This is a genomic window from Streptomyces sp. ADMS (assembly GCF_033441795.1).
GTDB lineage: Bacteria > Actinomycetota > Actinomycetes > Streptomycetales > Streptomycetaceae > Streptomyces.
In genome coordinates this window covers 1-12044 of sequence record NZ_JAVFVX010000094.1, presented here as the reverse complement: position 1 = coordinate 12044, position 12044 = coordinate 1, and the positions used below count along the sequence as shown (strand labels likewise).

Here is a 12044-nt window from a genome sequence, read left to right as displayed (position 1 = left end):
CGGTGACCGCCCAACTGCCCATCGCCACCGCAGCGGACGTACGCCGGGCCGCCGTCCGGCTGATCCGCGCCGACTCCCGCGCCTTCGCCGCCGTGCTGCTGCTGAACTCGGCCGCCGCCGCTGCCGGACTTGTCGCGCCCTGGCTGCTCGGGCGGATCATCGACGAGGTGCGGGCGGGCACCGGGGTCTCGGTCGTGGACCGGCTCGGGCTGGTCATCGTGGTGTGCGCGGTGGCCCAGTTGCTGCTGGCGCGCTGGGCACGGTACGTCGGGTACCGGTTCGGGGAGCGGACGCTCGCGCGGGTGCGGGAGGAGTTCATCGACCGGGCGCTCGCACTGCCCGCGTCGGTGGTGGAGCGGGCCGGGACCGGCGATCTGACGGCCCGGGGGACGGCCGACGTCAGCACGGTCGGCACGACGTTGCGCGATGCCGGCCCTGAGCTGCTCATCGCCTCGGTGCAGTGTCTGTTCATCGTCGGCGCCGTGTTCGCGCTGGACCCGCTGCTCGGCCTGTCGGCGGTGCTCGCGCAGACCGGTATCTTGTTCGCGCTGCGCTGGTATCTGCGGCGGGCGCGTACCGCCTATCTCGCCGAGGGTTCCGCCAACTCCGAGGTCGCGGAGATCCTCGCGGCGACCGCCTCGGGGGCGCGCACGGTCGAGGCGTTCGGGCTGGCGGAGCGTCGCGTGGCGGTGAGCCGGGACGCGCTGGACACCTCGCGCCGCAGGCGCCTGCGCACGCTGTATCTGCGGACCGTGTTCTTTCCGCCAGTGGAGGTGTCGTACGTCCTTCCCGTGGTCGTCGTGCTGGTGGTGGGCGGCGCGCTGCACGGGCAGGGGACGATCAGCCTGGGCGCGGTCGTGGCGGCTGCCTTGTATCTGCGGCAGTTGGAGGCGCCGCTCGACGAGGTGCTGACCTGGATGGAGCAACTGCAGTCCAGCAGTGCCTCGTTCGCGCGGGTGGAGGGGCTCGGGCGGGCGCCGAGGGGCGGGTCGGAGGCGTCCCCGGTGCCGGTGGGCGACCAAATCGACGTGACGGGTGCGCGGTATGCGTACGACCGTGGCGGCGAGGTGCTGCGCGGGGTCGATCTGACGGTGCGCCCGGGTGAACGGCTCGCGGTGGTGGGGCCGTCGGGTGCGGGCAAGACGACGCTGTGCCGGCTCCTCGCGGGGATCGACGAGCCGCGTTCGGGCACGGTGACCGTGGGCGGCGTACCGATCGCCTCGCTCGGGCCCGAGGAGCTGCGGCGGCAGGTCGTGCTCGTCACCCAGGAGCACCACGTCTTCCTGGGCACGGTCCGGGACAACCTGCTGATCGCCGAACCGGCCGCCACGGACGCCGAGTTGTGGGCGGCGCTGGCCGCTGTCGGCGCCGCCGACTGGGTGCGCGGGCTGCCGGCCGGGCTGGACACCGGGCTGGGCCCGGACGGGGAGTCGACGGACGGTTCACGGGCCCAGCAACTGGCCCTGGCCCGCGTGGTGCTGGCCGACCCGCACACCCTGATCCTGGACGAGGCGACGGCGCTGCTCGATCCGGCGACCGCGCGTCATACGGAGCGCGCGCTCGCGGCCGTGCTGGAGGGGCGGACGGTGATCGCGATCGCGCACCGGCTGCACACCGCGCACGACGCGGACCGGGTGGCCGTGATGGAGGAGGGGTTGCTCACCGAACTCGGCACGCACGACAGGCTGGTGGCGGCGGGCGGAGCGTACGCGGCGCTGTGGCGGTCGTGGCACGGGGAGCAGCAGTCGGCTTCACCCCAAAGGATCGAATAGGCCGCATGGCGAATGGTCCGTACCGCGAACGACCCGTACGGCGAATAGCCCACATAACGAACAGCCCGTATAGCGAACATGACCATCCGGACAACGGACTGTTTCCAGCCAACTTATTGACGCGGTCCTGACAGAATACGGGCCCGCCTGCCACTCTTCCCACGGCACCTTCACAGCGGCTCCACAGCCAGACACCCCGCTGTGTTCTTCGCCGCGCATCCGCACGCACCTGTTCTGCCCCGGACGGACGACCACCGTCCGGTCCCCCCTGGCCGCTCGATCAGCGGCCGCGCAGAAGGAGTCAGTGTTGAGACGCCAGTCCCACAGACGCACCCCCCACGCAACCTCCCGCACCAGCACCTCCCGGTTCTCCCGCTCGACCCGGCGACGCGTCGCCACGGGCGCCCTCGTCGCGGTAACCGCCCTACTGGCAGCGGCCGTTCAGTCCGGCGCCGCCACCGCAGCTCCGGAGAAGGCACCGTCGGCCGCGGGCAAGGTCATACCGGGCGCGGAGTCCGTCAAGCTGTCCCCCGCCCAGCGCGCCGCGCTGCTGGCCGAGGCCAACGCCACCAAGGCGGAGACAGCCGAGGAACTCGGCCTGGGCGCCAAGGAGAAGCTCGTCGTCCGTGACGTCCTCATGGACGGCGACGGCACCGTGCACACGCGCTACGAGCGCACGTACGACGGACTCCCCGTCCTCGGCGGTGACATGGTGGTCGACACCGCCAAGTCGGGCGTTACGGAAGGCGTCGTGAAGGCGACCCGGGCCACCATCAAGGTGGCGTCCCTGACGCCGAAGATCGCCCCGGCGAAGGCCGAGAGCCAGGCGCTGGGCGCGGCGAAGGCGGAGGAGGCCAAGAGCCCCGACGTCAACAAGGCGCCGCGCAAGGTGATCTGGGCGGCGAGCGGCACCCCCGCACTCGCCTACGAGACGGTCGTCGCCGGCTTCCAGCACGACGGCACCCCGCAGGAGCTGCACGTCATCACGGACGCCACCAGCGGCGCGAAGCTGTTCGAGTGGGAGGCGATCGAGACCGGCACCGGCAACACGGTGTACAGCGGCACGGTCGATCTCACCAGCACGCAGTCCGGGTCGACGTACAACCTGACCGACGGCGCGCGCGGCAACCACCGGACGTACAACCTGAACCGCGGCACCTCCGGCACCGGCACCCTCTTCTCGGGCGCCGACGACGTCTGGGGCAACGGCCTGCCGTCCAACCTGGAGTCGGCCGCCGCCGACGCCCACTACGGCGCCGCGCTGACCTGGGACTACTACAAGAACGTACACGGACGCTCCGGCATCCGAGGCGACGGCGTCGGCGCGTACTCGCGCGTCCACTACGGCAACAACTACGTCAACGCGTTCTGGTCGGACAGCTGCTTCTGCATGACGTACGGCGACGGCTCGGGCAACGCCAACCCGCTGACGTCGATCGACGTGGCCGCGCACGAGATGACGCACGGCCTCACCTCCAACACGGCCGGCCTCAACTACAGCGGCGAGTCGGGCGGGTTGAACGAGGCGACCTCGGACATCTTCGGCGCGACGGTCGAGTTCTACGCCAACAACTCCTCCGACGTCGGTGACTACCTCATCGGCGAGGAGATCAACATCAACGGCGACGGCACGCCGCTGCGTTACATGGACAGGCCGAGCAAGGACGGCTCGTCCAGGGACAGCTGGTACTCGGGTATCGGGTCGATCGACGTGCACTACTCGTCGGGTCCCGCGAACCACTTCTTCTACCTGCTGAGCGAGGGCAGCGGCGCCAAGACCATCAACGGCGTCAGCTACGACTCGCCCACCTCGGACGGGCTGCCGGTGACCGGCATCGGCCGGGACAAGGCGGAGAAGATCTGGTTCCGCGCGCTCACCACGAAGTTCACGTCGACCACCAACTACGCGGCAGCCCGCACCGGCACCCTCGCGGCCACCGGTGAGCTGTACGGCACGACGAGCGCCGAGTACACGGCCGTGCAGAACGCCTGGGCCGGTATCAACGTCGGCACGCGTCCGGGCGGCGGCGGTGGCACAGGCACCTCCTTCGAGTCCACGACCGCCGTATCGATTCCGGACAACGGTGCCGCCGTGACCTCGTCGCTCGCGGTCACCGGCATCACCGGCAACGCGCCGGCCAACCTGGTGGTCACGCCGGACATCACGCACACCTGGCGCGGTGACCTCGTCGTCGACCTGGTGGCGCCGGACGGCAGCGTCTACAACCTGAAGCCGTTCAGTTCCTCGGACTCGGCGGACGACGTGAACGAGCCGTACACGGTCAACGCCTCCTCCGAGGTCGCCAACGGAACCTGGGTGCTGAGGGTCCAGGACCGGGCGGCACAGGACACGGGCCGGATCAACGGCTGGAAGATCACCTTCCCGACGGCCTGAACACACCACTCATAACGGCCCGTTCGAACTCCGTTCGAGCTCCGTAAGCGGCAGGGCGCCGCCCCGGTGGATCAACTCACCGGGGCGGCTCTGCTTTTACATCCCCTGTACTGGGCTTTTGCCGCCACCGTGCCCGATCTTTGTTGTCGCTTTACCGAGATCGCGCCGCGTTACACGCATGAAACGTTCACCTGGCAGTCGATTTTCGGTCAACATCACTTCGAGGTCCTGACATGTACGCGCCCTCAATGCCACTCTTCCACCGCACGCCGCAGCAACAACAGCACTCCACCTTCGCAACCACCTCCGGACGATCACCCCACGGCCGCCCGGATCCCCCACAAAGGAGTCAGCGTGACCCCCCTCTACGCGCGTCACAAGCGCACCACTCTGGCCATCGCCACCGCCGTCGCGGCCGGAGCCCTCATCACCACCGGTCTGACCACCGGCGCCTCCGCGGAGACCGAGCCGGCCGGCACCAGGGCCAGGGCCGCCGCCGTACCGATGACGCTGACCCCCGCCACACGCACGGCCCTCATCAGGGAAGCCGCCGCCGAAGCCCCGGCGACCGCCGACGAGATAGGCCTCGGCACCAAGGAGAAGCTCGTCGTCCGTGACGTCGTCAAGGACGCCGACGGCACGCTGCACACCCGCTACGAGCGCACCTACGCGGGCCTGCCGGTCCTCGGCGGCGACCTCGTCGTGCACGAGAACGCGGCCGGCGAGACCGAGAGCGTGACCAAGGCGCAGAAGGCCGCCATCGAGGTCACCGACCTCACCCCCGAGGTCACCACGGCCTCCGTCGAGAAGCAGGCCGTCACGCTCGCCAAGAAGGCCGGCTCCACCAAGTCGGAGGCGACGAACGCCCCCCGCAAGGTGATCTGGGCCGCCTCGGGCACCCCGACGCTCGCCTACGAGACCGTCGTCGGCGGCCTCCAGGAGGACGGCACCCCGAACGAGCTGCACGTCATCACGGACGCGGCCACCGGCAAGAAGCTGTACGAGTACCAGGGCATCGAGACCGGCACCGGCAAGAGCGTGTACTCGGGCACGGTCACCCTCGGCACGTACCTCTCCGGGTCCACGTACCAGCTGTACGACACCTCGCGCGGCGGTCACAAGACGTACAACAAGGCGCGCAGCACCAGTTCCGCGGCGGGCACGCTGTTCACGGACGCGGACGACGCCTGGGGCACCGGCGCCGCCTCCAGCTCCTCCAGCGACCAGAGCGCGGCCGTCGACGCCGCGTACGGCGCGCAGACGACGTGGGACTTCTACAAGACCACGTTCGGCCGCAGCGGCATCAAGAACGACGGCGTCGCCGCCTACTCGCGCGTCCACTACGGCAACGCGTACGTCAACGCCTTCTGGTCCGACAGCTGCTTCTGCATGACGTACGGCGACGGCACGGGCAACGTCAAGCCGCTCACCTCGCTGGACGTGGCGGGCCACGAGATGACCCACGGCGTCACCTCCAACACGGCGGGCCTTAACTACTCGGGCGAGTCCGGCGGCCTGAACGAGGCGACCTCCGACATCTTCGGCACGGCGGTCGAGTTCTACGCGGCCAACTCCTCCGACGTCGGTGACTACCTCATCGGCGAGGAGATCGACATCAACGGCGACGGCACGCCGCTGCGCTACATGGACCAGCCGAGCAAGGACGGTTCGTCGGCCAACTACTGGTCGTCGTCACTGGCCGGCCTGGACGTGCACTACTCGTCCGGTCCCGCGAACCACTTCTTCTACCTCCTCTCCGAGGGCAGCGGTGCGAAGACGATCAACGGGGTCAGCTACAACTCCCCGACGTACAACAGCTCCACGCTCACGGGCATCGGCCGCGCCAAGGCCGTCCAGATCTGGTACAAGGCGCTGACCGAGTACATGACGTCGACGACCAACTACAAGGGAGCCCGTACGGCGACCCTGTCGGCGGCCTCGGCCCTGTACGGCTCCGGCAGCACGGAGTACGCGGCGGTGAACGCGGCCTGGGCGGCGGTCAACGTCACGGCGTGACGGGTCGCGCATCTCGCCCGTCATGAGCGGCAGATGAGCAGGTGACCGGCGGGGTGGTGTCCGGAACGAAGGCATTTCCGGACACCACCCCGCCCTACGTGCATCCGCGTCCCACCGATTGCCTCACCCCCCGCCGCACGGTCACCGCGACCCCCCGCCTTACCCTTGGGCCCCATGTCCTTCACTTACGCGGAGGTCGGCGCGACCCGCGAGCGCGGCTTCCGTTGCCCGCCCGGCTTCCACCCCCTGCATGTGCGCAACCGCCTCGGCGAGGGCGAGCAGGTCTTCCGGCGCGCCGCCGAGGCCGTCCTCACCTGGGAGATGCACCGCGCGATGGGCGTGGGCATCGACGCGAGCGCCGAACGGGCGGCCCCCGACGTCGACGTCACGGTCACCCTCGCCGGCGTCATCAAAGCGCCCTGCCGCGTGGTCTGGACGGTGGAGGAACCCCGCCGCGCGGGCTGGGCGTACGGGACGCTGGCCGGCCACCCGGAGTGCGGCGAGGAGTCCTTCGTCGTCGACCGCACCGGCGACGGCACGGTGTGGCTGACGATAAGCGCGTTCAGCCGCGGCGCGAAGTGGTACGCCAAGGCGGGCGGACCCGCGACGCGAGGGCTGCAACACGCCTATGCGCGGCGGTGCGGGATGGTGCTGCGGCGGCTGTGCGGGGGATACGAGGAGGACTGAGGAGGCTTACGGGGGCTGCGGAGGGGCGGAGAGGGGCGGAGAGGGTCGAGCAAGGCTGAGCGGGACTGACGGCTGCGCGAATTCCTGGCCGCGGAACCGGCCCAACTCCCCCTTTCGCACAGGTGTGCTGCGCTGATCTCGCGGTCACACGTGCCACGCGAGAGACCAGGGCCCCCATGCCACCGCCCGGAACCGCGACGGCCTGAGCGCCCAGCACTGGCGACTCGGCGACGCCGGCGAGAACGACGGCCGGACACTCGTCAGCGTCCCGAACGGCTACTGCCTGGACGCGGAGGCCGCCATGTCCGGGCAGGAGGGCCGGGCGCTGCAGGGGTGGAGCTGTGCGGGCAACGGCAACCAGGCGTGGAGCTGGTCCTGACGCATCGCCAGGACCAGCAGGAGACGGTCCCGACCGGTCAGCATCGGACGGACCGGCCAGGACCAGAGATCACCGCATCAGAACCCCCGCCCCCTCCCCCAACTCCTCCGAGGGCACCGCCACCAGCCCCATCTCGGCGCCCGACGCCAGCAGCCGATGCGCCGGCAGAATCCGCACGGTGTACCCGTAGGGCCCCGTCCGATGCAGCGACAGTGGCCCCTCGTACAACCAGCACCCTTCCAGGTCCGGGCCGCCGACCGCCTTCAGTGGCACCGTCGTCGCGTCGGTGATGCTGTCCTGCGAGTCGACCCGGCCCGAGACCGCCTGGACCTCGACGTCGTCCGGAGCCAGCTCACCCAGGCCCACCCGAACCCGGAGCGAGAGCGTGCTCCCCAGTTCCGCCGTCAGGGCGGGGGCGGTCGCCGCCGAGGTCTCCACGTGGTCGACCGTCACCGTGTGCCAGGCGGTACGGACCCTGGACTTCCAGACCGCCAGTTCCCTTGCCGTGTCCGGGGTCATGGTGCGGTGCGCGCGGGCCGCGGGGGCGTACAGGCGTTCCACGTACTCGCGGACCATACGGCCGGCCAGGACCTTCGGGCCCAGATGGGTGAGGGTCTCGCGGACCATCTCGATCCAGCGGTCGGGCAGGCCGCTCTGGCCGTGCTCGTAGAAGCGCGGGGTCACGCGCTGTTCCAGGAGGTCGTACAGGGCCGCGGCCTCGACGTCGTCGCGGTGGTCGGGGTCCGTGCCCGCGACGCCGTCCGCCGTGGGGATCGCCCAGCCGAAGTCGGGCCGGAACCATTCGTCCCACCAGCCGTCCAGGACCGAGAGGTTGAGGCAGCCGTTGAGCGCCGCCTTCATACCGCTCGTTCCGCACGCCTCCAGTGGGCGCAGGGGGTTGTTGAGCCAGATGTCGCAGCCCGGGTACAGCTTCTGCGCCATCGCCATGCCGTAGTCCGGGAGGAAGACGACGCGGTGGCGGACGCGCGGGTCGTCCGCGAATCGCACCAGCTCCTGGATCAGGCGCTTGCCACCGTCGTCCGCCGGGTGCGCCTTGCCCGCCACCACGATCTGGATGGGGCGTTCGGGGTGGAGGAGCAGGTCGAGGAGACGGTCCTGGTCACGCAGCATCAGGGTCAGGCGTTTGTACGAGGGGACCCGGCGCGCGAATCCGATCGTCAGGACGTCCGGGTCGAGCACCCCGTCGATCCAGCCCAGCTCCGCCGTACCCGCGCCGCGTTGACGCCAGGACGCCCGCAGCCGCTTCCGTACCTCCACCACCAACTGCTCACGCAGGGAACGTCGCAGCTCCCAGATCTCCTGGTCGGCGATGTCCGCGACCGAGTCCCACCGGTCCGAGCCGCCCACCGTCAGCGCGTCCTCCGCGCGTTGCGCGCCGATCTGGCGGGCCCCGAGTTTGAACACCTCCGGCGCGACCCAGGTCGGCGCGTGCACACCGTTGGTGACCGAGGTGATCGGGACCTCGGCGGGGTCGAAGCCCGGCCACAGCCCCGCGAACATCTCGCGGCTGACCTGGCCGTGAAGGAGAGACACCCCGTTTGCCTGGCGGCCCAGCCGCAGCCCCATCACCGCCATGTTGAAGAGGTTCGGCTCACCACCCGGATACGTCTCCATTCCCAGGCTCAGCACGCGTTGCACGTCGATGCGAGGGAGTTCGGCGTCGGGGCCGAAGTGGCGGGCGACCAGCTCACGGTCGAAGCGGTCGATGCCGGCCGGGACGGGGGTGTGCGTCGTGAAGACCGTCCCCGCCCGTACCGCTTCCAGCCCCGCGTGGAAGTCCAGCCCCTCGTCGCAGAGTTCGGCGATCCGCTCCAGACCGAGGAAACCCGCGTGGCCCTCGTTGGTGTGGAACACCTCCGGGGCCGGGTGGCCGGTGAGGCGGCAGTACGTCCGGACCGCGCGCACTCCTCCTATGCCGAGCAGCATCTCCTGGAGCAGCCTGTGCTCGCTGCCGCCCCCGTACAGCCGGTCCGTGACGCCCCGTTCACCGAGGTCGTTCTCCTCCACGTCCGAGTCGAGCAGGAGCAGCGGTACACGGCCCACCTGCGCCAGCCAGACCCGGGCCCGCAGCGATCTGCCGCCGGGCAGGGCCAGGGAGACCTGGGCGGGGGAACCGTCCGGTTCCTTGAGGAGGGCGACGGGGAGTTCGTTGGGGTCGAGGACCGGATAGTGCTCCTGCTGCCAGCCGTCCCGGGAGAGGGACTGGCGGAAGTAGCCGTGCCGGTACATGAGTCCGACGCCGATCAGCGGTACGCCGAGGTCGCTGGCCGCCTTCAGATGGTCACCGGCGAGGATGCCGAGGCCGCCGGAGTACTGCGGCAGGGCGGCCGTGATGCCGAACTCGGGGGAGAAGTAGGCGACGGCGGCGGGGAGTCCGGTGCCCTGTTCCTGGTTCTGGTTCTGGTACCAGCGGGCACCGGTGACGTACTCGTGCAGGTCGTCGGCGACCGCGGTGAGGCGGCGCAGGAAATGGCGGTCCTCGGCGAGTTCGGTGAGCCTCGCGGGCGAGAGGCTGCCGAGGAGACGGACGGGGTCGCAGTCCGAGTCGGTCCAGCGCTCGGGATCGACGGACTGGAAGAGCTCGCGGGTCTCCGCGTGCCAGGACCAGCGCAGATTGCGGGCCAGATCGCTGAGCGGCCGGAGGGGTTCGGGGAGAACGGGACGGACGGTGAACCGACGGATCGCTTTCACATGCCACCTCGGTGGTCGTGCGTCATATCAAGCCTGTACAAGGACGCACGGCCGTGTGCGTCCGTCATCAACCCCTTGACGGTATCGGGGAGGGAGCGTGTGAACCATGGCGCGTATTGCGCGCCCCCACCGAGGATCGACTGCCGATATGGCCGATTCCACCCCCGTAGGCCACCTTGTAACACTTCTTCCCGCACGAGAGGCTGCCCAGAAGGCCGCCCGGCGTTGGCGGCCGAGGAGGGGGGAACTCCAACCATGGAACGAACGCGTACCAGACGTCTGCGCTGGGCGGCGGGCCTGACCGCGGCTACCACAGCCTCGGTGCTTTCGGTCACCGCACCCGCACAGGCCGCCCCGCAGGGGCGCGTAGTCGGCGCCGGCGAGCCCGGCTCCGTCGGCGGAAGTTACCTGGTGACACTCAAGGGGGGTACGGCGGCCCTGTCGGCCGACGGCAGAAGACTCGCCTCGAAGTACGGGGCGAAAATAAGCCACACCTACAGCACCGTCCTGAACGGCTACGCCATACAGGCCAATGAGACACAGGCCAGGCGCCTCGCGGCGGACTCCCGCGTGGCCTCGGTCGTCCAGGACACCCGGATCACGTACGACCGCACCCACCTGCGCGGCCGGCAGGACCCGCAGTCCTGGGGCCTGGACCGGATCGACCAGGCCAAACTGCCGCTCGACGACAGCTACAGCTGGCCCGACTCGGCGGGCAAGGGTGTGACGGTGTACGTCATAGACACCGGCATCCGTGTCTCTCACAGGGACTTCGGCGGGCGGGCGAGCCACGGCTGGGACTTCGTCGGCAACGACCGATGGGCCGGCGACGGAAACGGCCACGGCACGCATGTCGCGGCGACGATCGCCGGCACGGCCCTCGGCGTCGCCAAGAAGGCCAAGGTCGTCTCCGTGCGCGTCCTCGACAACGCGGGTGGTGGTACGACGGCGCAGGTCATCGCAGGTATCGACTGGGTGACGAAGCACGCCAGGAAACCCGCCGTCGCCAATGTGAGCCTGGGTGGCTACCGCAACACCCAACTGGACGCGGCCGTACGGAACTCGATCGCGTCCGGGGTGACGTACACGGTCGCGGCGGGGAACGACGCGGCGTCGGCGGGGGCCTACTCCCCGGCCGCCGTCAAGCAGGCGATCACGGTCGGCGCGACGGGGCGGACGGACGCCCGGGCCGGCTTCTCGAACTGGGGATCGACTCTCGACCTGTTCGCCCCGGGCGTGTCGATCACCTCGGCGTCGTACGCGAGCGACACCGGCCGGGTGGCCTTCTCCGGTACGTCGATGGCGGCGCCGCACGCGGCGGGCGCAGCCGCCCTCTTCCTGGCGGAACGGCCGAAATCCAGTCCGGCGCAAGTCGCCAAGGCGCTGACTTCACTGGCGACGCCCGGGAAAGTCTCCGACAAGGGGGCCGGTTCACCGAACAAACTCCTGCGGATACCGCTCTCCTAGAAGCACTGTGCCGTCGCCGGGTCCGTCCGCCGGACGGACCCGGCGACGTTCACCGACGTGGCTGATCCTGGGTGCAGACATACGCTCGAGTAGTTAGCAGAGTGCCGGATTGCCTACCCGAATAGGGTGGGAAGGCTCCCCCGGTACACGACTGGGGTACATCACGCAGGACACCCTCCCCACAACCATCCGCCCACCCACGTTGACGCGGACAGGAGCGGTCATGCCCGCCACGCACCACTCGTCAGCACCCCTGACACCCACCACCGGCACACCACCGGCACACCCGACGGACACCCCCGTCCCGCCGCCGCCCCGGGGGGCACCCTCCCCGGCCCCGGAGACACCCCCACAGAAGCCCTCCGTCACCACCACCGCGCCACCGGCCCCGGTCACTCAGCCGCCGCCCCCCTCCGTCGCCGAGGGCACCGCAGTCGGCCGTATCCCCGTCCTGGACGTCCGTCCCCTCGTCACGAACGGGCGCCGCCCGGCGAAGGCGGTGGTCGGGGAGACCTTCGAGGTCTCGGCCACCGTCTTCCGCGAGGGCCATGACGCGGTCGCCGCGAACGTCGTACTCCGCGACCCCGAGGGCCGTCCGGGCCGCTGGACGCCGATG

The 12044-nt window shown here is 70.2% G+C and carries 8 protein-coding genes; 7 read left to right on the top strand and 1 reads right to left on the bottom strand.

From position 1 onward, the window contains the following. The first annotated feature begins 2 nt into the window (after positions 1-2). The 5 genes from RB628_RS30585 (at position 3) to RB628_RS30565 (ending at position 7249) form a co-directional block, all read left to right on the top strand. Positions 3-1772: an ABC transporter ATP-binding protein gene (locus tag RB628_RS30585; protein WP_318323820.1), complete on the top strand. Its 1770-nt coding sequence runs from the start codon at positions 3-5 to the stop codon at positions 1770-1772. A gap of 304 nt (positions 1773-2076) precedes the next feature. Beyond that, complete coding sequence (locus tag RB628_RS30580; protein ID WP_318323819.1) at positions 2077-4167, top strand: M4 family metallopeptidase; 2091 nt, start codon at positions 2077-2079, stop codon at positions 4165-4167. Positions 4168-4521: 354 nt separating this feature from the next. Next, on the top strand, positions 4522-6183 hold the full coding sequence (locus RB628_RS30575; RefSeq protein ID WP_318323818.1) for a M4 family metallopeptidase: 1662 nt from the start codon (positions 4522-4524) through the stop codon (positions 6181-6183). 174 nt (positions 6184-6357) lie between these two features. After that, complete coding sequence (locus RB628_RS30570) at positions 6358-6870, top strand: DUF1990 domain-containing protein (RefSeq protein WP_318323817.1); 513 nt, start codon at positions 6358-6360, stop codon at positions 6868-6870. 202 nt (positions 6871-7072) lie between these two features. After that, on the top strand, positions 7073-7249 hold the full coding sequence (locus RB628_RS30565) for an RICIN domain-containing protein (RefSeq protein ID WP_318323837.1): 177 nt from the start codon (positions 7073-7075) through the stop codon (positions 7247-7249). A gap of 69 nt (positions 7250-7318) precedes the next feature. Here RB628_RS30565 and glgP read toward each other — a convergent pair whose 3' ends face one another. Beyond that, the gene (glgP, locus tag RB628_RS30560; RefSeq protein WP_318323816.1) at positions 7319-9961 is read right to left on the bottom strand and encodes an alpha-glucan family phosphorylase; all 2643 of its coding nucleotides are present in this window, start codon (positions 9959-9961) and stop codon (positions 7319-7321) included. A gap of 255 nt (positions 9962-10216) precedes the next feature. Here glgP and RB628_RS30555 point away from each other — a divergent pair, with 255 nt between their 5' ends. Together RB628_RS30555 and RB628_RS30550 are read left to right on the top strand one after the other, a co-directional pair. After that, positions 10217-11428, top strand: coding sequence for a S8 family peptidase (locus tag RB628_RS30555; RefSeq protein WP_318323815.1), 1212 nt, complete (start codon positions 10217-10219; stop codon positions 11426-11428). 223 nt (positions 11429-11651) lie between these two features. Beyond that, positions 11652-12044 (top strand): maltotransferase domain-containing protein (locus RB628_RS30550; protein WP_318323814.1); only part of this gene is annotated, 393 nt, incomplete at its 3' end.

What these genes read in the sequence shown, in the direction of transcription:
- RB628_RS30555 (WP_318323815.1), top strand. Translation starts at nt 10,217, where the DNA reads ATGGAACGAACGCGTACCAGACGTCTGCGCTGGGCGGCGGGCCTGACC.
- RB628_RS30570 (WP_318323817.1), top strand. Translation starts at nt 6,358, where the DNA reads ATGTCCTTCACTTACGCGGAGGTCGGCGCGACCCGCGAGCGCGGCTTC.